This is a genomic window from Mycolicibacterium gilvum (assembly GCF_900454025.1).
In the GTDB taxonomy this organism is placed as follows: Bacteria; Actinomycetota; Actinomycetes; order Mycobacteriales; family Mycobacteriaceae; genus Mycobacterium; species Mycobacterium gilvum.
On sequence record NZ_UGQM01000001.1, the window covers coordinates 5,883,398 to 5,908,541 of the forward strand.

Here is a 25,144-nt window from a genome sequence, read left to right on the forward strand (position 1 = left end):
TTGCCGCGAACGATGGCAGGAAATAGGTGCCCGAAGTGTCGTCCGGGTGGTGTAAGATCGAACACGTGTTCGAAGGTTGGTCTGATTTGCGGGTCCTGTCGGGGGTGCAGGGCTCGTATCGTCAGATCGCGGCGGCGATGGCCGCGTCGCTGGCTGGCATCGCCGAACTTCTGGACCGACGGACGGCCGAGGAACTGGACGCCGCACTGCATGTGCGCTCGGTGATCACGGCGTTCGATCGCACCGCGGTCGAGGTGGGGGCGGCGCTGGCACTTCCCTCGCCGAAAGCACGCGAGCTGGTGCGTCAGGCCGACGCGCTGCACACCCGCTTGCCCGGTTTGGGGGCGCTGTTGGCCGCGGGCGAGGTCGACTACGACACCGTGGCGATGGTGCTCGACCGCACCGATCTGGTGCACGAGGACGTCATGCCGCAGTTGGAAGCGGCGCTTCTCGAGCGCGTGCGGGGGTGGGCGTGTTTCTCCCGCAAGCAACTTCGTGACGCGGTGGATGCCCTGGTCAAGGAAGTGGACGCCGACGCGGTCAAGCAGCGCCGCACCCGCGCCTACGATCAGCGACGGGTGTCGGTGGCCGCCGGAGCGGACGGTATGGCGGTGGTGCGCGGGACCATGTCGGCCGAGGCCGGGGCAGCGCTCGATACCAGACTGACTGCGATCGCCAAGAAAGTGTGTGCCTGCGATCCGCGAAGCCTCGTCCAGCGTCGCGCCGATGCGTTCAAGGCACTGACTCTCGGAGAACCGTTCGGATGCATGTGCGGCCGCAACGACTGCCCGGACGCCGTGGCTGCAACTCCCGTGGCTGCAACTCCCGCGGCCCCGCCCCAGCAGTCGCTGCCGATGGGCCGGCAGGTGGTGCTGAACGTGATCGCCTCGGCCGAGACGGTGACCGGGCTCGGCAATGCTGCGGGCTATCTGCTGGGGTATGGCGTCATCGACGCCGAGCTGGTTCGTGAGCTGGCCCGCGACGCCACCCGCCGGCTGGTCGAGGCGCCCCGGTTCGAAGAGCGTCAGGCCCTGACCTACCGACCGTCGGATGCGCTGGCGCGCTTCATCCGTGCCCGCGATCTGACGTGCCGGTTCCCCGGATGCACCGTCCCCGCGACGCGCTGCGACATCGACCACACCACCCCGTTCGACCACGAGGATCCCGCCGCCGGGGGGTGGACGGTGCCGTGGAATCTGGCCTGCTACTGCCGGGAACACCACCGCCACAAGACTTTCGACACCGGCTGGCGTGATCAACAGCTGGTCGACGGCACCATCATCTGGACGGCGCCGACCGGGCACGAATACCGCACCGTCCCTGCGGGAGTGGGACTGTTCCCCGGGTTGGGTCGCGCCCGTAACAGCGCCGAGCGGCGGCGGGTAGCCGCTGCCCGGCAGCGTCTGCACCGCCACCGCGACGCGAGCACATACAACAGGTACCGTAATCAACAGGCCCGGGATGAGGTCCGGAACCGACGCTGGCGCAACGGTTTCCGTGGACGCTATCTCCTCTTCAAAGGAGAGTTCGCCCACAACGCGCCCAGCCGGAGTCCGTTCGGCCGCTTCGTCAACGACCCGTTCGAACCTGAATCCCTACCACCCGACTGGCATCCGCCACCGCAGGATCGCGCCGATCCCGATGAACCCCCACCGTTCTGAACCTCAGATCTGGGATGCGGCTTCGAGTTCGGCGAGCGCATCGCCGGTGTACACCGCAAGTCGCTGCAGATGCGGCAGGCGGTCACGGCAGCCGACGAACCCGAGGTTCATGGTGTCCGCATAGCTCTGCAGGGTGCGCCACGGATCTACAGCATCGCGACGAGCTGCTCGGCCGTCGCCTTGACCGTCGCCGCCGACGCGCCGCCTTTGCGGAGCGCCTCCATTCCCCGCAGTACCGCCAGAATCAGGGCGGCCAACGCCTTGGCGTCGGTGCTGGACGGGATGTCGCCGTCGGCCTGCGCGGCGCTGATCGTAGCGGTCAATTCCCGAAGCCAAGCGTCCAGGGTGCGCTTGACGTGCCTGGCCACCTCCGGATCGGTCGACGACAGTTCGGCGGCACTCTTGGCCAAAAGGCAGCCGCGCAGATCGTCGTCGGACACCACATCCGCTGCTCTGCCCCGGACATGTGCGACCAAACGGTCATAGGCCGAGAGATCCTGCTCGCGCAGCTCGGCGCGGATGCCGGCGATCGCCTCGGTGCAGTACTGCTCGAGCCCGCGCAGAAACATGCTGTGCTTATCGCCGAACGCCTTGTAGAGGCTGCCGCGACCCAAACCCGTAGCGGCGCTGAGGTCGTCGATACTCGTCGCCGCGTATCCCTGGGACCAGAACAGATCGCGGCCGGCTTCGATGACCTCGTCTTCGTCGAAGGTCCGGGGGCGTGCCATGACGTCGAGCGTACCCGTTAGTGACACTTCAGTACACAATGTTGCCGATCCTCTTGTTCTGTACTAAACAGTACATAACAGGCCTCCCTGCATCTACTTCCAGAGGAGAAGCTCATGAGTTCAACGATTGTGGCCCCGAGCGTCGACGCCACACCCATCCAGGACCTTGCGGGAAAGACCGCCATCATCACCGGAGGCAGCAAGGGCATCGGCGCGGCCACGGTCGCCCGGTTCGTCCGCGGCGGCGCGCGCGTGGTCACGTCGGGTCGCTCGACGCCGGGCCCGCTGCCCGACGGGGTGGAATACGTGGTCGCCGACGTCGCCACCGTCGACGGGGTCGAGCATCTCGCCCGACGCGCTCAGCAGATCCTGGGTGACATCGACATCGTCGTCAACAACGCCGGCGCCACCACCCTGAGCCTGGGCGGCGTTCTCGGCATCACAGACGCCGACTGGCGCAAGGACCTCGACATCAACTTCCTTGCCGCCGTGAGGCTGAACGCTGCACTGCTGCCCGCGATGTACACCCGCGGCGCCGGCTCGATCGTCAACGTGTCCTCGACGGTGATCCTGAGCCCGCCCGCGCCGATGCTGCACTACGCCACCGCCAAGGCGGCCCTGGCCACCTACACAACGGGTCTGGCAGCAGAGGCCGGGCCGCGTGGCGTGCGGGTGAACACTGTGACCCCCGGAAACGTGACGTCACCTGGTGCTGACGCCATTCGGCAGGCGATCGTCGACAGTGGAGGCGCCGACGCACCGGCGGCGGGTGGCACACCGATCCCGCTGGGCCGCAAGGGCGAAGCGTCCGACATCGCCGAGGCGATCGCCTTCCTCGTCTCCGACAGGGCCGCCTGGATCACCGCGACCAACCTCGTCATCGACGGCGGCCAGATCCAGGCGGGCTGACCACGCGGGCGAAGGCGTCGGTCATCCTCGACGGCATCGTCGACAGCGTCGCGGACTGCTCGTCCTCGACAGCGGTGAGCGCGTGCACCTCATCCTCGGTCAGCTGATCGGCGACCTGGGCCGCCGAGAGGTTGTCCCGCAGGTGTGCAACGGATTTCGTCCCCGGTATCGGGACGATGACCGGGGACCGCCGGAGCAGCCACGCGAGGGCGATCGTCGACATCGGGACGCCCAGGCGCTCGCCGGGACGGCGCAGCTCGTCGTCATCGCCGAGTCCACCGGTGGCCAGCGGGAAGTACGGGACGAACGCGATGCCGTCGCGCTCACAGGCCGCCAACACTTCGACACCGCTGCGGTCGATCAGGTTGAAGCGGTTCTGGACCGCGGCGATCGTTGTGATCTGTTGTGCGCGTTCGAGTGCCGCGGGCGAGGCACCAGAGAGCCCGATGTGGCGGATCTTGCCCTGGTCGCGCAGTTCGACGAGTGCGCCCAGTGATTCTTCCAACGGGACCTCACCGGGCCCCTCCCCCACTCCGCGGATGTCTCCGGCCAGGCGGAGGTACGTCAGGGCACTGGCGTCGGCGCGCATGTCGAGCAGCGCTTCCTCCACCTGGGTGCGCAGGATCTCCGGCCGGCTGTCCTGCAGCCACTCACCGGCAGGACCGCGGACAGCGCCGACCTTGTTGCCGATCACGAGGTCGTCGGCCGGCGTGCCCAGCGCCCGTCCGATGATCTGGTTGACCGTGCGGGGCCCGTAGGCGTTGGCGGTGTCGAAGAACCGGACGCCGTGGTCGACGGCTCGGCGCAGGACGTCGACCGCGTTGTCGACGTCGTCGGGAAGCCCGAGGACGCCGGGGCCGGCCAGTTGCATGGCGCCGTAGCCCATCCGGGGCACCGGGAGTTCGCCACCCAGGGTGAGTGTGGTCTGGATTGCCGTCGTCATCGGTTTCCTTTCTTTCGGGTCCGGCGAGGGGCGGCAGGCGTGTCGAGGTGCTCGGCGACGGTGCGCAGCCATTGACGCAGCAGTCCCTCCTCGGCTGGAGTGAACAGCGCCGGCATCGTGCCGAGGCCGGCGAGAACTTGCCGTGCCGCCTGGGCCGGGTCGTCGTGGCGCACGGGACTTCCGGTCAGTTCAGTGATCAGTGCATGCCGTATGGCCTGCGCGACGGCACTGGTGGCGTCGCCGCCGCTGTGGATCAGCTGGGTGACACACCCGAATGCCATGCCCGTCGTCACCGAGACGGCGTCGTCGACGTCGATCCGCAGTAGGCCCTCATCGGCGAGGAGTTGCAGCCGGCGACGCAACTCGGTCTCGGCGATGTCCCGCGCCGAGGAGCGACGCTCCTCCGCCTGGCCGAACATCAGCCGGTACAGAACAGGGTTCTGCACACCGAACTCGATGTGCATGTCCCAGCCGGCGGCGAAATCGGCCACCGGGTCGCCGCTGTCGGGCACTGCCCGCTTGCGCTCCAGGTAGTCGGAGAACGCCTCGGTGACAACGGCTTCGAGAAGTCCTTCCTTGGTGCCGAAGTGGTGATACAGCGTCGGAGCCGCAACACCCGCGGCTTCGTAGAGCTCACGGGTGCTCGGTTCCCGGTCGGCCTGCTCGGTGAGCAACGCGAGCCCGGCATCGATGAGGCGGCGGCGTCCCGAGTCCATGTATATCGACGATACATGGAAGGGACTCCTAAGGCTATCTGCGGTACAGCTACGTAACGCGGCGGCCCACCGACGCGTAGTCGGCTACTCGTGACGCGGCGTCGCTCCGGCGGTTGTGTGGAGATGTTCTGTTTCGCACACACCTCAAGGACACGCCATGCTTCTCCCTCCCGTCGTGCAGGGCCCGATCAACACCCTCGCGACCACTGTGACCGTCCTCGGCGCCGTCGACGGCGCCACCGTCCAGGTGTTCAGTAACGGCGCACCCATCGGACTTCCCACTGTCGCCAGCGGATTGGCGACTGAAGTGGACCTCGGCGGCGCCACTCTGGGTGCCGGCCAGAAAATCACGGCGACCCAAGCCAAGAACGGGCAGACAAGCAGTTCCACTGCTCTGCCCGAAACCGTCGGCGCAGGACCGAGTCCGACGACAGGACTTCCAGCCGTGGCCTTCCTGTCGAAAGTGCATCCCTGCGTCGACTGGGTGATTGTCGGCGGCTGCATCGCCGGGGCCACAGTCGAGGTGATCCACGCAGGACACCGGGTCGGCGAAGCCGTTGCCCGGGGACCTCAGGTCTCGGTCCGTGTCCACTTCCCGTCGACACCCAGCGCCGGCGACGTCCTGCACGCCGCCCAAGAGGTCGCGATGCCGGACGGCACCATGGTGCGCGGCCCACAGACACCGTCGCTGCCCATCGCAGACGGGCCGAAGCACGACGTCATGGCACCCACCCTGCAGCCTCCGTTCGAGTGCGACATGGCAGTCCTGGTCTCGGGACTGCTCGACGGGGCGAGCCTGTCCGTTCGCCACGACGGCGACGATCTCGGTGGATATCCATTCGTCGGGAACACCGTGTGGGCCAACCTCCTTCGACCCGTCCGCCAGGGCGAAGAACTCTCCGCGCAGCAGGCGCTCGAAAACTGCGGCAATGCCAGTGGGTTCGGTCCCCAGGTCGGGGTGAACCCGACCGCGACCCTTCCGACCCCCACCATCCAGGGGCCGATCTGCCCGAACGCCGCCGTCGTCCAAGTGGGCAATCTGCGTCCGGGCGCCACCGTGACGATCGTCGGGATGACCAAGAACAGTACCGGCGGCTCCGCGTCGGCGCAGCTCGGTCAGGCCAGAGCCTGGGCACCCGTCTGCAATCTGCAGCTACCTCCCGACTGGGCCCAGCACCCTCAGCTGGTCGCCAACCCGGGCAGACTGTATATCACGGTTAGCCAACAGAATTGCGACAGCGGAAGTGGCACAGCCGAACACCCCGTCGAACCACTGCCCGGCATCGTCGAACAGCCGGGACTGACCTCGCCCACCGAATGCGCTCGGCTCGTCGCCGCCCATTCACTGACCCCGGGCGCCGTCGTCGTCGTCGTTTCGGACCAGGCCGACGCACCGGTCCTGAGCACGCCGATGTTCGCCAGCGCGACCACTGCGGCGATTCCGTTGTACCGCACGCTCCGTGCCGGTGAGTTCATCAAGATCGTGCAGTCGGGCTGCAACGCTGCCGGCGAGTCACCCGCTACCGAAGTACAGGAGTTCCATGCGTTGCCGGAGCCCAGAGTGGTCGGTCCGGTCCGCATTCCGCACGGCGGCGTGAACCTGGCCGACCTCCTCGTCGGGTCCCGGGTCCACCTCTTTGTCCGAAACGCGCTCGCCGCCAGTTTCGACGCGACTGACGAGAAGATGTTCGTGCCGATGCCCGGGCTACCCCTCGAAGCGGCCATCACGGCCCGACAGGCAATGTGCACCAAGATCTCCGAAGAAGGCAACTCAGAACTGACCGAGCTCGGCCGCCTGACCGTCCGGCACCTCCCCCCAGCGGCCACCCGAACCAAACCGTCGGTCGTGACGGTCTCGGCCGGCGACGCCGACACTGGCAACACGGTGGCCGGCCAGGTCAAGATCGGTGCGGCGATCGTGGGCTCCACAGGTCAGCCCTTCACGTTCACCTTTCCCTCCGGTGCTGTGCTCCCGTCGGTCGTGGTGGCCAAGGACTATGCGTCTGAACCCATCACCTGGGATCTCGTCACCCCGCCACCACCGCCGACGCCGATGCTGCGGCTCAGCCTCGTCAACCAGGCGCCGGCGTATTTCACGATCACCGGCGTGCAGTGGGAGATCTACAAGCAACAACTCGACGGCACGCTCAGTCCGGTGGCCACACCCACCGGACTCGCGCCGGCGCTGACGCTGCCGAGCACCGGCAACCACCACATCTGGGCCGGTGTGGCCGTGACCGATCTCGTCAACGGCACCGACGTGCTCGCCGACTTCCGCGGCAACGCCGTGATCGACGGGGTCAGTCGACTGGTGTTCTCGTGGAACAACACCGACCGCGTCCAGCAATTCCGGCTCTTCGCCGAGACGCAGACGATCTGGGCCGGCGGTGGCGCCTACACCCACATCTATCCCGTGGTCGCTCCGTTGTGACTCACCCGGCCACTACAGTGGTGTCCGTGGCGAAGCGGAAATGGAGCGAACTGTCCCCGGTACAGCAGAAGGCGATCACCGTCGCCGGTGTCGTCGAAGTGGTGGCAACCACGGCAATGCTGATCGACCTCGCGCGGCGTCCGGCGTCGCAGATTCGCGGCTCGAAGGCGCTGTGGCGGGCACTGTCCGTCGTCCAGCCGGTCGGCCCGCTCGCCTACTTCACGGTCGGAAGGGTGGACGGCCCGTACCGCTGATCATCAGGTGCCCGTCAGCGGTGCGTTCGACGAGGCGGGCGGGCGCCTCGGTGTCGTCGATCCCGAGGCGTATCTGTGAACCGGTCGGCCTCATATGTTCCGGTGCGTCGTAAACCGTGCCCTGCCAATGGAAGTACCCGTCGAAAGGGTTGACCGAGCCCTTCAGCCGCACCCGGACGGCATGTCGCACCTCGTGGATGATCAGGCACGCCGGTCCCGCGTAGATTCCGTCCTCGTCCACGGTGCTCACAGGAAGTGGTTCCGCTTCCACATCCGGCGGGCCACCGGCCCCATCAGACGGGCTTCCTCCAGGAACTGCGCCAGCGATGCGAAGCCGAACGTCAGCATCCCGTGAAAGTGCTTGTTAGCGCGTGCTTGTCGCTGTGCCTCTGCGCCGTCGAGCCCGACCCGCTGGTACAGGCCGCGCCGGGTGAAGTTCTTCAGATACAGCGCGGCCCCGAGTCCGTGCAGGTTGGACAGGGTCCACCGGGTACGTGACGGCAGCCGCCCGACGTCGCGACGGATGCCGTCACGTGCGAACTGGATGTGGCGCGCCTCCTCGGTGACGTGGATACGCATCAGGCGATGCACCAGCGGTTGCACGTTCTCGCCGTCTTCAAGGATCCTGCGTTGCAGCGCATCGAAGATCTCTTCGCCGACCAGTGCCGCGATCCAGAGCATCGGGCCGCGGAAGAGGAAGGGCATCGCGTTGACCAGGCGGGCATGGCGCCCCTTCGGCCAGAATGGCTCGACGCCGATGCGCCGTATTGCCTTGCCGAACATGAGCATGTGGCGAGCTTCGTCGCCGAGTTCGGTCAGCTCGTAGAACGTGCTGTTCGACGTCGGCGAGGAGTAGATCATGCCGCGCAGCAGCGACTGGTTGAGCATGTTCTCGAACCAGATACCCATCGACAGATAGTTCGCGAGTTCGTGGCGCGACAGGTCGATGCGCTGCTGCGGGCTCATCTGCTCCCACAGGTCCGTCCCGTACAGCGAGGACATCTGCGGCGGCAGGAAGAACTTGTCGTCGGCCAGCGGGGCTTCCCAATCGATGTCGACGACGGGCTCGTAGGACTTCTTGGCGGCACCCTTGAGCAGTCGCAGCGCGACGTCGTCTTTGTCGCGGGTGATCGCGGAGGGCGCGGGCATTGTGGTCACGCCGTCCATTTTGTGTGACCGTACGGGTCAAAGTCTCGCCCCGAGCGGCTAGATCTGGTGGCACCTGATTGACCGTTTCGGACAGTCCGGTCAATTCTGACCCTAGGATCTCGGTATGCCGGAACCTGCGACGGGGGCCCCCAGGATCGTCGACCTGCCCCGGGAGACGCTGGAGGCGATGCGCGCGGGACTGCCCGCCCTCGTCGACCGCATGGTGGAGGCGGTCATCGCCGAGGTGCCGTTGCTGGCTCAGGCAGCCCAGGAGTCGTGGCGGCCGGTCATCGACACCTCGGCACAACTGCTGCTGGGCTCGTTGATCGACGAGCTGGGCACATCGACAGGACCTCCGACGGCGGTGCCGATGCAGGAGGTGCTCGACATCGCTCACCGGTTCGGCCGGCGCGAGGCGCGAAACGGCCGGCCCGCGGAAGTCCAACTGGCGGCCTATCGCGTTGGTGCACGCGAACTTTGGCGTGACTGGAGTGCGTTGGCCGCACAAGGCGGGGTGGACCGCGACCAGGTGAGCGCCTTTGCCGAGATGTTCTTCGCCTACCTCGACCTGATTTCGGCCGCCGGCGTGGCCGGTCACGCCCAGGAACAATCCCGGTCGGGTCTGGACCGTGAGCGCCGGCGTGAGCGACTGGTTCGGATGTTGTTGAGCGACACCGCGTCCGACGAGCTCGACCTGGCGGCCGAGTACGCGACGTGGGCGACACCTCGCACCCTGACCGCGGTCGCGATGCCGACCCGGCAGGAGCGGGGTGCCACGGCGATCACCTCGGACCCGCGCACACTCCGCGTTCCCGACGACGCGGTCGACTCCCGCATCGGGATGCATGTCGTGTTGGTCTGCGATGTCGGCGGCTCGGCGCGCGCATCGTTCGTCGCCTCACTCGCCGGCACGGGTGCCGTTGTCGGACCGGCCCGGTCGTGGACGGACGCGCAGTCCTCGGTCCGGCGGGTATTGCGGGCCATGTGCTTCCGAAGGCCCGACGGCGGCGATGTGCTGGACACCGAGGAGATCCTTCCGGAGCTCGTGGTCGGCGCCGACGCGGACGCACTGGCCGATCTGCGGGCCCGTGCGCTCGCGCCCCTGGCGGACTTTCCGGAGGCGTCGCGCGACCGACTCACCGAGACGTTGCGGTCGTGTTTGCTGCACCAGGGCCGCCGCGACGACATCGCCGCCGATCTGTTCGTGTCCCCGTCGACGATCCGCTACCGGCTGCGTCAGCTGCGAGATGCCTACGGCGACAGGCTGCGGGACCCGCGCACCATCGCAGAACTGACCGTTGCGCTGGCGATCGGTACGTCTTCGTAGTCCTTCCCCTCTGTACGCCGAGCCTCTGTCCGCCGATTCTCAGACGCCACCGCGTCCGGTTCGGTTTCATGTCAGCAGGAGGTTCGCATGACAGATGTCGCAGCAGGTTCAGGGTGGCCGGCACTCCGGGTGGACGACTGGGAACCGACGCGCAGGTCGTTGCACATGTGGACCCAGATCGTGGGTAAGGTGCGGCTGGCTCACGCTCCGATGGTCAATCACTGGTGGCAGGTTCCGCTCTACGTCTCTCCACGCGGATTGTCGACGTCGGCGATCCCCGTGGGCACCGGTTCGTTCGACGTGGAGTTCGACTTCGTCGACCATGTGCTCTCGGTACGGGTCAGCGATGGCGGTGCCGACACCATCGACCTCCGTGACGTTTCGGTCGCGCAGTTGCATGCAGCCCTGCTGGACAGTCTCGGCGCGCTCGGCATCGACACGTCAATATCGAAGGGACCGAACGAGGTAGAGCCCGCGATACCGTTCGTCGACGACAACCATGCCGGCTACGAGCCCGAGGCTGCCCAGTTGTTCTGGCGGCAGCTGATCCAGGCCGACCGCGTGATGGGACAGTTCCGCGCCAGGTTCGTCGGCAAGGTCAGCCCGGTGCACTTCTTCTGGGGCTCGTTCGACATGGCCTGCACCCGCTTCTCCGGTCGCCCCGCTCCCCCGCACCCGGGGGGCGCGCCGAACTGCGGTGACTGGGTGATGGAAGAGGGATACTCGCACGAGCTGAGCAGTTGCGGATTCTGGCCCGGCGGCGGCGCGGAGGGGGCGTTCTACTCGTACGCCTATCCCGAACCCGATGGATTCGCCGACGCGGCGGGCTGCCCCGAGGGAGCGTTCTACGACAACGGGTTCCGGCAGTACCTGCTGCCCTACGAGGTGGCACGCCAAGCCGCGGATCCCGACGCGCTGGTCCTCGACTTCCTGGAGTTCAGTTACGGCGCGGCCGCCGACCTGATGGGGTGGGATCGGCGCGCACTCGAAACCGATCCTCAACGCTGGGCTCACAAATCCCGACTCAGCTGAGCACAGCGCCATCGTCGCTCCACAGCAGGCCCTGATAGCGTTCGCACACCTTCGCCCCCGAGACAGGGAGTCTGTATGAGCGAGCCACCGGACATCGCACCACCCGGTTGGCTGGCGGCGGCGATACAGACCTATCTGCGGGTCTACCACCGCCACGAGATCCAGATCGACGCTCCGGTTCCCGACCAGCCTGCGCTCTTCGTGTGCAATCACGGCTTCGGCGGCGTCATCGACCTCAACGTCGCGGCGTTCGTCGCGGCACGGCAGGCCGCGGGTGTCACACGGCCCACCACCGCCATGGTGCATCAGATCGCATGGACGCTCGGGGTCGGACCGCTCGTCGAACGATTCGGCGGTACCCCGGGCAGTCGGGAAGCGGCCGGCGCAGCATTCGAAGCCGGCCACAACGTCCTCGTCTTCCCGGGTGGCGATGTCGATGCCGGCAAGTCGTGGCGCGATCGGAACAGAATCACGTTCCACGGCTCCGGTTTCGCCCGCCTCGCCAAAGCCCACCGCGTTCCCATCGTGCCGGTGGTGACGGCCGGAGCAGGTGAGTCCCTGGTGGTGCTCAGCAACGGACAGACCCTCGCCAGGACCCTGCAGCTGCCGAAATTCCTACGTGTCAAGGCACTTCCGGTCACCCTGTCTGTTCCGTGGGGTTTGAACGTGGGCGTGGTCGGCCTGGCGCCTTATCTACCGATGCCCACCAAACTGGTTACGGCGGTGATGCCTGCGATGCTTCCCGAGGCCGATGAATCCGCTGACGACTTCGCACACCGCGTTCACGGAGTCATGCAGGCTCGACTCGACGCGTTGACCGCGCGCCGCACACCGCTGCTCGGGTGACCTCATGTCGCGGGAATGAGCTTCACCGGGAGATGCTCGTGGCGGCGGATGATGTTGTTGACCGCCCACGTCGGTTCGGCAACGATCTCGATGCGGTCGATACGTTCGATGAGTGCCTGCAGCATGGCGGTGGTCTCCAGCCGCGCCAGCCCCTGGCCGGCGCAGGCGTGTGCGCCGCTGCCGAATCCGACGTGGCGTCCGGCGTTGTTGCGAATATCGAAGACGTCGGGGGCGTCCCACTCCCGCTCGTCACGGTTGGCGGACGCGTACAGCACCAGCACACGCGCACCCGCGGGAAGATGCGTACCGTCGATCGTGCTCTCGTGCAGTATCTTTCGCGTGAACCCTCGCAGTGGTGACTCGAACCGCACGATCTCGTTGACGGCGTTGGGCAGCAGGCTGGGCTCCTCCTTGAGCAGCTGCCATTGGTCGGGACGGGTGGCGAACAAATACAGGGCGCTCGAGATGGCGCTGATCGTCGTGTCGAGCGACGGAGCGATGTAGTCAATGAGCAGGGGTGGGACCTCTTCGGCGGCCAGGCCGCCCTCGTCGACGGCGGTGAGCAGTTCTGCGGCCAGGCTTCCCGGCAGCACATTGCGTTCACGCACCACACGGCGGGCGAAGCGCAGCATGTGCAAGCTGCGCGGCAACGCCTTGAGGGCCTGCCAGTTCGCGGGGCCGAGAATGTCGAAGGTCGCTGCCGCCCAGTGAAGTAGGTCGCCACGCTCATCCGGGGGCCAGCCCACCAGATCGGGAACGACCGCCAGCGGAAGGGCGGTGGCCAGGTCGGCCACCGCGTCGACGGTTCCCCGGCGCACGGCATCATCGACCAGCGCGCGAGCCCGCGCGTCGACGTCGTCGCCGAGGGTGCGCAGGGCTCTCGGCATCAATCGGTGCGCCACGAGCTTGCGCCGCCGGTCATGGTCCGCCCCATCGCTGTTGAGGGTGGTGCCGCGCGACAGTCGGTTGGCCCATGGGTTGGCGGCCACCCCGTGGCCGGACAGGTACCTGCCGTCGTCGCGCAAGGTTTCCTTGCATTCGGCATAGCGAGGCACTGCGTAGAGGCGGTGCCGGGCCAGCCATACCACCGGACCCAGGTCACGCAGTGCGCGATAGTGCGGGTAGGGGTCGAGAAGAGCGGCGCGACTGTAGATGTCGCTGCGGTACACCGGTACCGCAGTGGGGTGGCGAAACACTCGGTCAGTCCTGTCCTGGGAGGGCCGCACCGGTTTGCGCCGGTGACGGTTTCGGCACGAACAGTGGGACGGCCCGACACACTGCGGTGACGTCGCGTCCCGCGGTCAGCACGGTGCCGTCGGGCCTGACCACCGCCGCGGTGACGTGTTGGCTGTCGAGCCACCGAGCCAGCACCGATCCCGCTTCGACGAGCACCGTCTGCGCGCCGCGGGCTGTGACGACGTCCTGCTGTGACGGGGTCAGCGCCTTGGTGGTGATCACGCCGAACCGCAGACCCACTTCGTCGTCGAGACGAACGCCGCTGTCAAGCACTGCGTTGGGGCACAGGTGACCGGCGATGCCACGTGTGCGCAGGGAGCGCCGGACAAGCGTGGAGGACCGCAGCGGCGGCGTCTGCGAATCGGTGACCTTGGTGTGCAGGCCCGGCACCGCATGCAGGTGCGGCAGAACCACTGCCCGCGCGGCCACTCCGACGCGGCCGCCGGAGGTCATAGCGCGTCCGATGTTGAGCGCCAACGAGATCATGTGACGCGCGTGCGGACGGCGCTCGGCTTCGTAGCTGACGAGGGCGGCTGGGAGCAGATCACCCCTGCATACGCCGGCAACCTTCCAGGCCAGGTTCATTGCATCGCGTAGTCCGGCGCCCATGCCCTGACCGATGAACGGCGGGGTCAGGTGGGCGGCATCCCCGAGCAGGAAGATGTTGCCACGGCGCCAGCGGTCGGCGATCTGGGCACGAAAGGTGTACTCGGCGACGCGGATCACTCGCAGGTCAGCGTCGTCGACATGCCGTGTCCACGGGGTGATCAACGGGCGCAGCGAGGACAGGGTGGCGTAGTCGTCAGCCGATTCGTGCTCGTGGAGGCGAAACTCCCACCGGTACCGGTTGGCGCCGATCCGCATGTAGGTTCCGGCGCGCTCACTGTCACAGACCTGGTGGACGCCCTCCCACTGGTTCAGGTCGGCGTCGGTGGCGATGTCGACCACCAGCCAGCGCTGACCGAAGTTCAGGTCACGCATCGTGGCACCGATCGCCGCGCGCACCATGCTGTTGGCGCCGTCGCAGCCGAACACGAAGTCGGCGGTGATAACAGACTCCTCGCCGTTCGAGCCATCGCGTACCCGTAGACGCTGCGGATGACCGGCACCGTGGCAGGTGACATCGAGGACCTCGACGTCACCCCGAAACTGGGCCTGCGGGTACCGGCGAATATTTCGCCGCAGCAGTTTTTCGAGTTCGGGTTGATCGAACATGCTCGCGGCCGGAAAGCCGTTGCGCGTCAGCCGCTCGTCACGCCGAAACTCGGCCAGCACGGTCAGCTCTCGATCGACCAGCCTTAGGCCACGGGCCGGGCGGGAGATGCCGGCGAACTCCTCGGCGACGCCGAGCCGGGCCAGGATCCGATACACCTCATCGTCGAGGTGAACCGCGCGCGGCTGCGGGTACACCTGCGGCCACCGGTCCAGAACCACGCTGTCGACACCCTGCTGAGCGAGCAGCGTAGCGGCGGCCACACCGGTGGGCCCACCGCCGACCACTGCGACCGAAAAGTGTTCGCCGAGAACACCGTCGGCAGAAGGCGTCATTGGTGGCGGATCTCGTAGGTCACCGCGAACGACTTCACCGCCCGCTCCACAGCGGCGCGGTCGGCTGCCTGCTCGAGGGTGAGTACGACGAGGGGCGCCCCGGCGCTGACCTGACCGACGACCTGCAGTACACCCGGTTCTTCAGCGAGTGCTTCGGTCAGTGCGTGTTCGGCGGCGACGGCACGCAACGGCACCTTGTAGGGCTTACCGACGTCGGTCACGGGTATCGCGTCGATGATGGTCACCGCCTTGGGTGTTGCGGCGCGTTCGGAGATGTGTTCGGCGGCAAACGATGTCAGATCCTCACCGGTGACGGTCGCACCGTGCCGCACCGTGACGAATCCGACGGGGACTTCGCCAGAATGGACGTCGGGGCGCGCCACTGCCGCAGCGGCGGTGACGTCGGGATGGGCCAGCAGCGCATCCTCGATCACCGCTGGGTCGATGTTGTGGCCGCCGCGGATGATGAGGTCTTTGGCGCGCCCTGCCAGGTGGATGAAGCCGTCGTCATCGACACTGGCGAGATCACCGGTGTCGAGCCAGCCGTCCCGCAGAACGCCGCGACCGTCGAGCACGTATCCGCCCTCGGTGCGGGCGGTGACATAACCGGGGAAGACGGTCGGTCCGCTGATGGCCAGCGTCCCGATCTGACCGGCAGAAAGCTCCCGCCAGCTGCCGTCGTCACCAACCTCCACGACTTTGAGCTGCTGATACGGCATGCGCTGACCGACGGACCCGGAGCGCGGGTGGTCAGGGAAGCTACGGGCGCTGGCGCAGGTGGCCTCGGTGAGCCCGTACCCTTCGACCAGTTTCACGCCGGTGGCGTCGAGGAAGTCCTGGCGGACGGTGTCCGGCAGCGCCGAGGCGCCCGACACCGCGGAGGTGAGGGTGGAGATCTCGGCGTCGACGGGTATCTGTGCGAGGACCGCGTACACGGTCGGCACGGCGCTCATCGCCGCCAGGCTGTAGTGCTCCACGACCCGCCAGAAGTTCTGATACAGGCCCATGTCGCGATAGCCCAGCGGCCCTGCCCACACGACCGGTTGGCCGCGCAACAGGGGCGCCAACAGGGTGACGATCAAGGCGTTCACGTGGAACAGCGGCAGCGCGGCGAACACCACGGCGTCCTCGTCGAGGTCAGCGCTGAGAGCGACCATCCATGCGTCGGCGACTTCATTGCCGTGGGTGTGCGCGGCCAGTTTCGGCGTGCCGGTGGTGCCGCCGGTGTGAAACAGCGCAGCCAATTCCGTGGAGTCCGCCTGCCCATCGACGAGGGGTCCGGCGTCGTGGTCGGCGGCCAGGACCGAGAGATAGGCCACCGTGACGGCGGGTAGATCCGGCAGCGAGTTCGGTGCGCCGTCGGCCAGAGTAGGACGCAGCAGCAACACCGTGTCGATCAGCCCGGCATCCGCGAGGCCGGAGGCGTGTTGCACGCCGGTAGGGTCGAGTTCGGGTGCAGCGGTGATCAGCACCCGGGCTCCGGAGAGCCGGGCCAGCTCAGCGATGTGCTCGCCGGACAGCGATCCGTTGATCGGCACCGCGATACCGGCGGCCTGCGCAGCAAGGGTGGCCGTGATCAGCTCATCGCAGTTGGGGCTGATGAGCAGCACCGCGTCACGTCGACCGACCCCGCACTGCCGCAACGCCTTTGCCGCACGCGCCACATCATCGGCGAGTTCGCCGAACGTCCGGCGCGCGCTTCTCACATAGTCGGTTCCATCGGGCAGAACCGTGACCGCGGTGCGCTCGGGCCACAATCGGGCTGCGCGCAGGACGACGTCATAGGTGCACGCGGGCAGTCCGCGACGGTCCAGCGGGATCTCTTCGATGGCAACGATGTCCTGCGGGATTCGCGCGGCAGGCCACATCATGTCGGTACTCATGTGTGCCGCACCGCCAACCGCTGGGTGCCCAGGTCGAGAGATCCGTCGTCGGTGGCGACGGACGCCTCGATGACGTCGCCGTGCTGAAGGTACTTCTGATTCTTGGCCTGCCGGGCGAAGAATGCTTTCCACTTGACCGCCGGTGGCAGCAGGTTGCCGATCATCTCGATCGGCTTGGGTGGAGCGGTCAGCGCGGTCCCGGCCGGGGTTCCGGTGAGAATGAGATCGCCGGCCGCCAGGCTCTGGAAGCGTGTCAGCGCCTGAAGCGCTTGAAGGGGCCGGTAGAGCATGTCACCGTCGACGATGGAATTCTGGCGCTCCTCGCCGCTGACGCTGAGCCGCAGACGCAGATCGCCGAAGCGTGCCAGCTCGGCGGGGTCCAGTAGCACCAGAGCCGGGCCCACCGGGGTGAAGGTCGGGTACGACTTGGCCTCGTAGAACTGGGTTTGCGGCAGTTGAATGTCGCGTGCGGAGACGTCGTTGGTAATGGTCAGGCCGGCGATGTAGTCGGCCAGGTTCGTGTCGGTGATGGCGGTGCCGACAGGGATCGCGCGTCCGATCACGAGGCCGATTTCGACTTCGTAGTCCAGCAGGCCCACGTGGGGCGGCCGAAGGATCTCGCCGAAGGGGCCGGTGATGGACGCCGACGACTTCCGGAAGAAGGTCAGCGGCACCGTCTTCGGGTCCATTCCGGAATCGCGGACGTGTGATTCGAAGTTGGTCATCTGGGCGATCACCCGGCATGGGGAAGTCACCGGCGACAGCAACGTCAGTTCGTCGACCGCGACGGAAGCCTCGGAGGCCGCCGCGGTCTCGATGGCAGCACGATCGGCGAGGAGTTCGCCGGTGCTGGTGGCGGCGGTGGCGATTTCGGCAGCCCCGGTGGGGGTCTGTACCCACCAGCCATCGGTCGTGCGCAGGACGGAAGTGGTCATGAGGTCGCAACTTTCAGTAGTCCGATGAGACGGTGGAGGTCGAACTCGTTGTCCCCGCGCAGGGCGGTGAGCATCGAGGTCACCTGATGGCGTGCGGCGCGGGGGCCGGCGTCGAGAAAGTCCTTGGTGGCGGGCGGCCCCCATTGTGCGAGCCCGGACGCGGTGAACGGCGACCAACCGGGTTCGACGGTGCTGTCGAACACGTCGCCATCGGCGAAGTGTTCGACCAGGAAGCCGTCCGGGTCACGCCAGTAGTCGAAGAGCTGGCTGCCCTGGATGTGCCGTCCGATACCCCAGGACCGGACATACCCACGGTCGGAAAGGTATTCGCCTCCGGCCGCCAACGAGTCGAGACCGCCGACCTCGTAGGCGGAGTGCACGTAGCGGTTGGCCGGCCCCAGCGACAGCGCCAACGTGTGGTGGTCGGCCGGCGTGGCGCCGCGGTCGCATCGGATGAAGCTCATCGCCGGACCGCGCTCGCGCTGACCAGGGAAGAACAGGAAGTCACTGACGATCATCCCGAACGTATCGAGGTACCAGTTCAGGGTCTTGATGTAGGTATTCGACTGCAGCACAACGTGGCCGAGGCGCTTGATGCGGGCCGGGACCCGAGGCGGACGAACCGTGCCGTTGACGCGGGCCGGCGCGGGACCGGTGTTGAGCACCTGGACGGTCTGCTCCGGGTGAGCGGGAAGATCATGGGTGCCGGCGACGACCTTGACCGGGATGCCGCTCGGGTCGATCAGTTGCACAGCCACCCCGCCCAGGGACTCCGGCAGGGGAAGCACGGGCGCCCCCGCCTTGTCGGCAAGGCGCATCACGTCAATCTCATCAGCGGCACGCAGGGCGACGCCGGCGAAGCGTGTGCGCTGACCGCGTCGCAGGAGCACGCAGGGCGCTCCTGCATTGGTGCCGCGCAGATGGAGCTGTCCGGGATCGCGAAGAGCGACGCCGAATCCGAACGCCCGGGCGAAAGCCTCGGCCCGGATCAGGTCCGGCTTGTCGAATTCCAGCCAGGCTATATCGGTGACCCGGATGAGCGGGTCGCGGGCGCGGCCCGGATGCTCGCCTCGGTGGGCGCCGTGTTCGCTGTGCAAGTCCTTGTGTACGTCGGTCACCGGCGTCACGTGGCCTCCTCGACCTAGTTCTGAGGAAATCGTCACATACGCGCAAAACATCAGTCAAGTAGTTCTGACGAAATCCTCAGAACTATCGCTTTGATAATCTCTGCGTCATGGACGTGCCCGACCGCGATGGCCCCGCGTCCCGGCCCGCGAGCGTCAGCCGTCTTGAGCGCCGAAAGATGCGCACTCGTAGCGCCCTGGTCCGGGCGGCCCAAAGCTTCATCGCCCAAGGCAAGCTCGCTGTTCCGATCCTGGAGATCACCCAGGCAGCCGACGTCGGGATGGGGTCCTTTTACAACCACTTCTCCAGCAAGGAAGAGCTGTTCGAGGCGGCAGTCACCGATGCCCTCGACGACCTGGGTGCCCTACTCGACGGCTTCACCGGCTCGATCGCCGATCCTGCCGAAGCCTTCACCACGAACTATCGGCTGACCGGACGGCTGATGCGCCACCGCCCCCAGGAGGCAGCGCTGCTTCTTGCCCACGGCAGCTCGCTGATCATGTCTGACCGTGGCCTGTCCCCGCGGGCACTGCGCGACATCACCGCAGCAATCGAGCAGCGGCGTTTCACGATCTCCGACCCGGAACTCGGTCTGGCCATTGCCGGCGGCATGCTTGTCGGACTCACCACGCTGCTGCGGGAGCGACCTCAGCGCGACACCGACGCCACCGTCGACGAGGTGACCGAACGCCTCCTGCGCACGCTCGGGATGACGTCGAGACAGGCAAAAGCGCTCTGTCAGAAGCCGCTACCCGACATCTCGGCGCTGCAAGATCCGCCGGCCGAATGGCCGAGCCCCTCGAAACCTGCCGCGCCCTGACATACACACTGCGACAGCGCCGGTTCGGTCATCGTCGACGTGGTGACTGCACCCGGTTGGGCATTGCAGGCTTCCGCAGGTCACGTAATGGGTAGAGCTTTGGTGATGCACATCACGATCGACTCTGTGGGAGGAGTGACCGATGGCCAGGGAGGACGTCGACCTCGACGAGGACGCTGACCAGCAGTCGGCGGGTGAGCGCGCGCCGGCCGAGAAGATGTCGACGTTCCGCAGGCGTTGGTTCGGGTTCGGCGGTGGCCTGCTGCTGGCCGCGGTGGTGTACCTGGTGTTGCCCGCCGACCTGGCGCACCCCGCGAAGGTCACCGCCGCCGTCGCGGTCCTCATGGGCGTGTGGTGGATGACCGAGGCGATCCCGATTCCGGCCACCGCGCTGCTGCCGCTGGTGGTTTTCCCCATTCTCGTCGACGACGTGGACGTCTCCGATGTGGGCGCGTACTACGGCAGTGACATCATCTTCCTGTTCATGGGCGGATTCCTGATCGCGCTGGCGATGCAGCGGTGGAATCTGCACCGGCGTATCGCGCTGTTGACGGTGCGGGCGATGGGCACCAGCGCCACGCGGGTGATCGCCGGTTTCATGCTCGCCACCGCATTCCTGAGTATGTGGGTTTCCAACACCGCGACCGCGGTCATGATGGTGCCGATCGGCGTCTCGGTCCTGCTGATCGCGGGGACCGTCGCCCGGCCCCCGGAAGATGCCGACGATGCTGACGCGGGCACTGCCGACGTCAAAGATCAGGTCAAGCAGTCGAACTTCGGTACGGCGTTGATGTTGGGTATCGCCTACGCGGCATCGATCGGCTCGCTCGCGACGATCATCGGAACACCGCCCAACACGTTGCTCGTGGGATACCTGCAAGACGAGCACGACATCGCCATCGGCTTCGGGCAGTGGATGCTGATGGGCCTTCCGGTCGCCGCTGTCCTTCTGGTGATCACCTGGCTGCTGCTCACCAAAATGATCTTCAAACCGGAAGTCGACGAACTCGCCGGTGGCAGAAAGCTTTTCGACGACGAACTGGCCAAACTGGGCACGCTGTCCAGCGGCGAGCGGCGCGTCGCGGTGATCTTCGCGCTGGCAGCGCTGAGCTGGATCACGTTGCCTCTGATCTGGGACGACCCGCCGATCTCCGACGCCGGAATCGCGATCGCGGCCGGACTTCTGCTGTTCATCCTTCCCGCGGGCGCGAAACTGGGTGTACGCCTTCTCGACTGGGCCACCGCGGTGCAACTCCCGTGGGGTGTGTTGCTGCTCTTCGGCGGCGGCCTGGCGCTGTCCTCGCAGTTCAGTTCCTCGGGCCTCACCGAGTGGATCGGGACGCAGGCCGAGAGCCTGCGCGGACTGGCGATCCTCCTACTGGTTGCGCTGATCACGACCGGCGTCATCTTCCTGACCGAGCTGACCAGCAACACCGCGACCGCGGCAACGTTCCTTCCGGTAATCGGCGGGGTTGCGATGGGGATCGGCCAGGATCCGTTACTGCTGACCATCCCCGTCGCCCTCGCGGCAACGTGTGCGTTCATGCTCCCCGTCGCCACCCCACCCAACGCGATCGTCTTCGGCACCGGCTACGTCAACATCGGCAGCATGGTCAAAGGCGGCATCTGGCTCAACATGATCGCCATCGTGATCATCAGCGTGGCCTCAACGACGTTGGCGGTGTGGGTGTTCGACATCGCGATGTAGGTGTTCTCCCCCACTGACAGTGACGATCTCGTCATCTTCTCCGCCGTACTCACTCGGTACAGTCGGGAATACGATGACGACGATCCGCGGTGTCCGGCGACTGGCTCTCACGCTGGTCGTCCTGATCGTGGGAGCCGGCGTGGGATCGGCGACCGCGTCAGCCACCGGACTCGATGACCATCTCTGGGAACATCGCCCGCTACTGATGTTCGCGCCCGGTGAGACCGACCCGCGTCTCGTGGAAACGCTGCGCCGGATCGAGTCGAGTCGATGCGACTTCGTCAGTCGCGACATGGTGGCGGGTGTCGTGGTGCGGGAGGGCGACAGCACCCTCGATGGTCAATTGCTCAGCGCTGAGGAATCACAACAGCTGGCGCAACGGTATGCGGTCGAGGACACTGCGTTCGCCGTGATACTGATCGGCAAGGACGGCGGCGAGAAGCTGCGCGTCGACGAGATACCGGATCTCCAAACGTTCTATGACCTCATCGACGGCATGCCCATGCGGAGCCGTGAGATGAGTGCCGATCCGGGTCGGTGCTGATGGCGACGTCGTGGAGGCTCGGCGCGGTGTCCGCGTGTGCCGCGCTGCTGGTCGTGTCGTGCGGAAGCGGCGACGAGACAAGCGTTCCGGCGGCGGGCGACGTCGTCCTCGTCGACCTGGCGGAGCCCGGCGAGGTGGCGGCCTGGACGACGGTGAACGACCCCGTCATGGGCGGCACGTCTACCTCGAAGGTGAGGTTCGGCGATGGCGGGCTCGTGTTCTCCGGAGACATCTCTTTGGAGAACAACGGCGGGTTCGCCTCGGCACGCGGTCCGCAGGATCCCGATATCGGGCGGCGGGCGGCAGGTGCCACGGCGCTGCGCGTGCACGCTCGGGGGGACGGTAAGACCTATCTGTTGAAGGTGGGGATCGCCGATCAGCCGTGGTCCTACATCCAGCGCTTCGGCACCGAGGCCGACGTTGACCGCACGTACGATCTGCCCGTTGAGAGCTTCGAGCCGGTCGGCATGCGCCTCGACCCCGAACCCGACGCACCGAAGACGTTGGATCCAGCGGGGATCGACCAGCTATCGGTCTACATTCTGGACAAACAGCAGGGGCCGTTCACGATCACCGTCAGGGCTGTCGACGCCACTACGCAGTCCTAGAACTGTCCGCAGTTCGATGCCGTCGGTACTCCGTTGAACCGGTCGGCAATCCATCGCATGGCCGGTTCTCCGTCGACGACCATGGGCAGGGCGTGGTTGATGACGACCTTGTTGAAAATGGGCGGGGCTTCGTTGGTGCGGAACTCGATATCGCTGCCTCTGCCACACCAGTCACGTCCGAGCTGAACAGCCGGTCCGTACGGCACCAGCGGATCGTAGCGGTTGCTGTTGATCAGAACGGGCGCGTTGGGTTTGAGGGTTCCGAGCTTCTGCAGATCGAGTAGTCCCCGAAACTGCGGGTCCGCCAACAGGTCTGGCAAGGGTTGGTTGAAGTACGGCTGCAGGTGCCGAAACATGAACTTGGTGACGGATTCCCCGACACACTGGTCCCTGGTCTTGTCGACGAAGTCGTGACCACGCGGGGTCAGCAGCGCCCGGATCTTGGGTTCCGCCTCGGGGTAAGCCTGGAAGACGCTGTTGAGCGCGTAGCCGATCACCCCGACCAGGGCACTGCCGTCGGCGAAGGGCATCAGTTCGGCCAGGTCTGCCGGCGGCGCGCCGGCGTAGGTGCCCACGACGTCGAGTTCCGGCGCGTACACCGGGGCCAGTTCCGCGGCGGAAGCTGCAGCGCCACCACCTTGGGAGTATCCCCAGAAAGCCACGGGGCCATCGGGTTTCAGTGATGTGTTGGGTAGCTTGCGGGCAGCGCGGGCCGCGTCGAGCATGGCATGGCCCTGAGAGAGGCGATTGACATAGGTGTGGGTCACGCCGATGGTGCCCAGCCCCTCGTAGTCGGTCATCAGGATCGCGAATCCGCGCCGCACGAGGGTCTCGACGAACCCCATCTCGTAGTTCACCATGATGTCCAGATACGGAGACCAGTGGATGCCCTGGTTGAACTGCCGCGACGGCGCGCACTGGTCGCCTTGGCCCTGAGTGCCGGGGCCGTAGACGATCAGTGGCCGGGGTCCCTGTCCGAGCCAGGGTGCGAACGGCTCAAAGTAGGTGCCGGTCACGACATTCGGTCTGCCGTGGGCGTCGGTGCTGCGGTACATCACGCGCGTCCCGGTGGCTTCGATCACGCCGAGTTGACCCGATGGCTCAAGTACCAGCCGGGAGGGTTCCGTGCGAACGAGTTCGCCAGGTGCGATGTCGGGCAACGGATTCGGTGGTGTGTAGAACGCGGTGTACTCGTCCTCGTTGTAGAACGGATACCAGTCGTCGGCGCGTGCGCGGCCGCTCCCGAGAGTGACCACCATGCCGGCGGCCATGACGATCGCCACGACCACGCGTCCCGCGCCCATCCACATCACTGCCCGAAGGTAACAACGTGATGAAGCAAAGGGAAGCATTTTTCTCTAGCTCTCTAGAGAAATCTGTAGAGCAGTCGTGGCCTGATGCGACCCCAGGAGGCGGACAGCTAACATGGCCGCATCGCGGTCCGTCGGAAGTACAACGCCCCCGAGCGGCGCCGGCAGGTGGCCGACGCCGCGATTGATCTGCTCGGTTCCCAGGGAGCCCGCGGCCTGAGCCACGAGAAAGTGGACCAGCACGCCGGACTACCGCGAGGCACGACGTCGTTCTATTTCCGTACGCGGAGAGCCTTGCTGCACGGCATCGCCGCGCGGCTCACGGATCTCGATATCGCCGACCTGTCCCGAATGACCGAACTCTCCGACGACATGGCCGACGGCTTCACCGGGACGGCCGGGCTGGCCCGGCTGGTGATGGCGTCCAACGCCGAGCCCTATTTGACGCGTAGCCGGGCGCGCTACGAGCTCGCTCTGCAGATGAGTCGCGAACCCGAACTCGCCGAGACACTGATGCAGTTCGCCGCGAAGTTCTACGCATTGGCGGAGTCGGTGATACGTGATTGGCACGCAAGCGATCCCGCGCCGGATCCGCGCCTCGTCGAGGAGCAGGCCGTCATGGTGCTGACGATGATCAACGGCGTGATCCTCAGCTTCGTCCACGGCGCTCCGGTTGTCTCGGAGGCTGCGCAACTGGAGCGCTGGATTCAAGCCATGCTGGAAGGTGGAGCACGCTGACGGCCTCCTTGCCGTCCACCGGCCCAGCCGACTAGTCGTCGTGGCCGACTGGGTGAAAAGCCCCTTCCAGCAGGACTGAGCCCCGACCGCGACCGGTCTGCGAGGACTAGCGTGGCGGAATGGGTTTGTTCAGTCATGAGGAACTCCGGGATCCGGACGATGGGGTGAGTGGCGGCGCCAGTAGTGGGGGTGTTCAGAGGGTCCGCAGCGCTGAGGTGGACGAGTTCGGGGTCGACGGTCCTGTGGTGGTGGGTCCGGGGTCGCCGCCTGAAGATGGTTCGTGCGGTCAGTTCGCGGTGCAGTTTCATGTGACGACGTCAATGCTCGTCGGGTTGAAACGTATTGCGGATGCGCGCGGAGTCACTGTGCCGGAGGTGTGCCGACAGGTAGTCGGTGTCTTTGTTGCCCAGCAGGAGGGCGAGTTGACTGCGTTGCTTGCGGCTGAGGCCGAGACGGTTGACTACCGACCGAGTTTGGGTCAGGCGTAGTGGCACCGGCGCAGAGTGGTCGCCTTGGATCTGCTCCTGCTTGAACTATTGGCTGGAGAGGCGTCCGGGCCCGTTAGGCATTACGATCTCGAGTATCACTCAGACCTGATGACGGTTGGTGCAGCGAGCAGAGACTCGTAGCGCTTGGTTGCACAAGCGATCACATATCGGATGCGGCTCACGGTTGCCGATCAATCGGATTATG

24 protein-coding genes and 1 pseudogene are annotated in these 25,144 nt (G+C 66.5%); 13 read left to right on the forward strand and 12 right to left on the reverse strand.

Annotation, left to right across the window (positions count from 1 at the left end; all coding sequences use genetic code 11):
* The first annotated feature begins 65 nt into the window (after window positions 1–65).
* The gene (locus DYE23_RS27755) at window positions 66–1,661 is read left to right on the forward strand and encodes an HNH endonuclease signature motif containing protein (RefSeq protein WP_115329130.1); all 1,596 of its coding nucleotides are present in this window, start codon (window positions 66–68) and stop codon (window positions 1,659–1,661) included.
* Between the two features lie 3 nt (window positions 1,662–1,664).
* Here DYE23_RS27755 and DYE23_RS27760 read toward each other — a convergent pair.
* Window positions 1,665–1,796, reverse strand: a pseudogene (locus DYE23_RS27760) (WS/DGAT domain-containing protein); the annotation flags it as partial.
* 11 nt (window positions 1,797–1,807) lie between these two features.
* Window positions 1,808–2,389, reverse strand: coding sequence for a TetR/AcrR family transcriptional regulator (locus DYE23_RS27765; RefSeq protein ID WP_099962151.1), 582 nt, complete (start codon window positions 2,387–2,389; stop codon window positions 1,808–1,810).
* Between the two features lie 114 nt (window positions 2,390–2,503).
* Here DYE23_RS27765 and DYE23_RS27770 point away from each other — a divergent pair, with 114 nt between their 5' ends.
* Complete coding sequence (locus DYE23_RS27770; RefSeq protein WP_011891845.1) at window positions 2,504–3,298, forward strand: SDR family oxidoreductase; 795 nt, start codon at window positions 2,504–2,506, stop codon at window positions 3,296–3,298.
* Here the strand turns inward: DYE23_RS27770 and DYE23_RS27775 are convergent.
* Window positions 3,267–4,241, reverse strand: coding sequence for an aldo/keto reductase (locus DYE23_RS27775; RefSeq protein ID WP_011891844.1), 975 nt, complete (start codon window positions 4,239–4,241; stop codon window positions 3,267–3,269). The genes DYE23_RS27770 and DYE23_RS27775 overlap by 32 nt on opposite strands.
* On the reverse strand, window positions 4,238–4,957 hold the full coding sequence (locus DYE23_RS27780) for a TetR/AcrR family transcriptional regulator (protein ID WP_115328676.1): 720 nt from the start codon (window positions 4,955–4,957) through the stop codon (window positions 4,238–4,240). The genes DYE23_RS27775 and DYE23_RS27780 overlap by 4 nt, the downstream gene beginning before the upstream one ends.
* Window positions 4,958–5,114: 157 nt before the next feature.
* On the opposite strand from DYE23_RS27780, the gene DYE23_RS27785 reads away from it, so the two are divergent.
* Window positions 5,115–7,388, forward strand: a complete 2,274-nt coding sequence (locus DYE23_RS27785; RefSeq protein ID WP_115328677.1) for a hypothetical protein — start codon at window positions 5,115–5,117, stop codon at window positions 7,386–7,388.
* A 26-nt stretch (window positions 7,389–7,414) separates the two neighbouring features.
* Window positions 7,415–7,642 carry a PLDc N-terminal domain-containing protein gene (locus DYE23_RS27790; RefSeq protein ID WP_041800512.1) on the forward strand — a complete coding sequence of 76 codons (228 nt, stop codon included), beginning with the start codon at window positions 7,415–7,417 and terminating at the stop codon, window positions 7,640–7,642.
* On the opposite strand, the gene DYE23_RS27795 is transcribed toward DYE23_RS27790, so the two are convergent.
* The gene (locus tag DYE23_RS27795) at window positions 7,608–7,892 is read right to left on the reverse strand and encodes a DUF4873 domain-containing protein (RefSeq protein WP_160109716.1); all 285 of its coding nucleotides are present in this window, start codon (window positions 7,890–7,892) and stop codon (window positions 7,608–7,610) included. The two genes, DYE23_RS27790 and DYE23_RS27795, sit on opposite strands and share 35 nt — an antisense overlap.
* Window positions 7,889–8,791, reverse strand: coding sequence for an AurF N-oxygenase family protein (locus tag DYE23_RS27800; RefSeq protein ID WP_172527954.1), 903 nt, complete (start codon window positions 8,789–8,791; stop codon window positions 7,889–7,891). Before DYE23_RS27800 ends, DYE23_RS27795 begins: the two co-directional genes overlap by 4 nt.
* A 124-nt stretch (window positions 8,792–8,915) precedes the next feature.
* On the opposite strand from DYE23_RS27800, the gene DYE23_RS27805 reads away from it, so the two are divergent.
* The 3 genes from DYE23_RS27805 to DYE23_RS27815 all read left to right on the forward strand — a co-directional run bounded on the left by DYE23_RS27805 (window position 8,916) and on the right by DYE23_RS27815 (window position 11,996).
* The gene (locus DYE23_RS27805) at window positions 8,916–10,118 is read left to right on the forward strand and encodes a PucR family transcriptional regulator (RefSeq protein WP_115328678.1); all 1,203 of its coding nucleotides are present in this window, start codon (window positions 8,916–8,918) and stop codon (window positions 10,116–10,118) included.
* Window positions 10,119–10,205: 87 nt separating this feature from the next.
* Window positions 10,206–11,150 (forward strand): DUF5996 family protein, encoded by a 945-nt coding sequence (locus tag DYE23_RS27810; RefSeq protein ID WP_115328679.1) that lies wholly within the window; start codon window positions 10,206–10,208, stop codon window positions 11,148–11,150.
* Window positions 11,151–11,225: 75 nt separating this feature from the next.
* Window positions 11,226–11,996 carry a 1-acyl-sn-glycerol-3-phosphate acyltransferase gene (locus DYE23_RS27815; RefSeq protein WP_115328680.1) on the forward strand — a complete coding sequence of 257 codons (771 nt, stop codon included), beginning with the start codon at window positions 11,226–11,228 and terminating at the stop codon, window positions 11,994–11,996.
* A gap of 2 nt (window positions 11,997–11,998) precedes the next feature.
* Here the strand turns inward: DYE23_RS27815 and DYE23_RS27820 are convergent, their stop codons facing one another.
* The 5 genes from DYE23_RS27820 to DYE23_RS27840 are packed head-to-tail and all read right to left on the reverse strand — an operon-like array spanning window position 11,999 to window position 18,776.
* Entirely contained in the window at window positions 11,999–13,192 is a 1,194-nt protein-coding gene (locus DYE23_RS27820) for a cytochrome P450 (protein WP_115328681.1), read from the reverse strand.
* A gap of 4 nt (window positions 13,193–13,196) precedes the next feature.
* Complete coding sequence (gene mhpA / locus DYE23_RS27825; RefSeq protein WP_115328682.1) at window positions 13,197–14,780, reverse strand: bifunctional 3-(3-hydroxy-phenyl)propionate/3-hydroxycinnamic acid hydroxylase MhpA; 1,584 nt, start codon at window positions 14,778–14,780, stop codon at window positions 13,197–13,199.
* Window positions 14,777–16,663, reverse strand: coding sequence for an acyl-CoA synthetase (locus tag DYE23_RS27830; RefSeq protein WP_115328683.1), 1,887 nt, complete (start codon window positions 16,661–16,663; stop codon window positions 14,777–14,779). The genes mhpA and DYE23_RS27830 overlap by 4 nt, the downstream gene beginning before the upstream one ends.
* Window positions 16,660–17,598: a fumarylacetoacetate hydrolase family protein gene (locus DYE23_RS27835; protein ID WP_115328684.1), complete on the reverse strand. Its 939-nt coding sequence runs from the start codon at window positions 17,596–17,598 to the stop codon at window positions 16,660–16,662. Before DYE23_RS27835 ends, DYE23_RS27830 begins: the two co-directional genes overlap by 4 nt.
* On the reverse strand, window positions 17,595–18,776 hold the full coding sequence (locus tag DYE23_RS27840; RefSeq protein WP_099962162.1) for a VOC family protein: 1,182 nt from the start codon (window positions 18,774–18,776) through the stop codon (window positions 17,595–17,597). The genes DYE23_RS27835 and DYE23_RS27840 overlap by 4 nt, the downstream gene beginning before the upstream one ends.
* Before the next feature lie 56 nt (window positions 18,777–18,832).
* On the opposite strand from DYE23_RS27840, the gene DYE23_RS27845 reads away from it, so the two are divergent.
* The 4 genes from DYE23_RS27845 (at window position 18,833) to DYE23_RS27860 (ending at window position 22,403) form a co-directional block, all read left to right on the forward strand.
* On the forward strand, window positions 18,833–19,543 hold the full coding sequence (locus DYE23_RS27845) for a TetR/AcrR family transcriptional regulator (protein WP_099962163.1): 711 nt from the start codon (window positions 18,833–18,835) through the stop codon (window positions 19,541–19,543).
* Between the two features lie 142 nt (window positions 19,544–19,685).
* Window positions 19,686–21,251, forward strand: coding sequence for an SLC13 family permease (locus DYE23_RS27850; RefSeq protein ID WP_115328685.1), 1,566 nt, complete (start codon window positions 19,686–19,688; stop codon window positions 21,249–21,251).
* 73 nt (window positions 21,252–21,324) lie between these two features.
* Entirely contained in the window at window positions 21,325–21,795 is a 471-nt protein-coding gene (locus DYE23_RS27855; RefSeq protein ID WP_115328686.1) for a DUF4174 domain-containing protein, read from the forward strand.
* Window positions 21,795–22,403: a CIA30 family protein gene (locus DYE23_RS27860; protein WP_172527850.1), complete on the forward strand. Its 609-nt coding sequence runs from the start codon at window positions 21,795–21,797 to the stop codon at window positions 22,401–22,403. The genes DYE23_RS27855 and DYE23_RS27860 overlap by 1 nt, the downstream gene beginning before the upstream one ends.
* Here DYE23_RS27860 and DYE23_RS27865 read toward each other — a convergent pair.
* The gene (locus tag DYE23_RS27865; protein WP_115328687.1) at window positions 22,400–23,713 is read right to left on the reverse strand and encodes a lipase family protein; all 1,314 of its coding nucleotides are present in this window, start codon (window positions 23,711–23,713) and stop codon (window positions 22,400–22,402) included. The genes DYE23_RS27860 and DYE23_RS27865 overlap by 4 nt on opposite strands.
* 189 nt (window positions 23,714–23,902) lie before the next feature.
* Here DYE23_RS27865 and DYE23_RS27870 point away from each other — a divergent pair, with 189 nt between their 5' ends.
* Both DYE23_RS27870 and DYE23_RS27875 read left to right on the forward strand, forming a co-directional pair.
* Window positions 23,903–24,451, forward strand: a complete 549-nt coding sequence (locus DYE23_RS27870; protein WP_115329132.1) for a TetR/AcrR family transcriptional regulator — start codon at window positions 23,903–23,905, stop codon at window positions 24,449–24,451.
* Window positions 24,452–24,570: 119 nt separating this feature from the next.
* Window positions 24,571–24,939 (forward strand): hypothetical protein, encoded by a 369-nt coding sequence (locus tag DYE23_RS27875; protein ID WP_115328688.1) that lies wholly within the window; start codon window positions 24,571–24,573, stop codon window positions 24,937–24,939.
* Window positions 24,940–25,144: the final 205 nt, after the last annotated feature.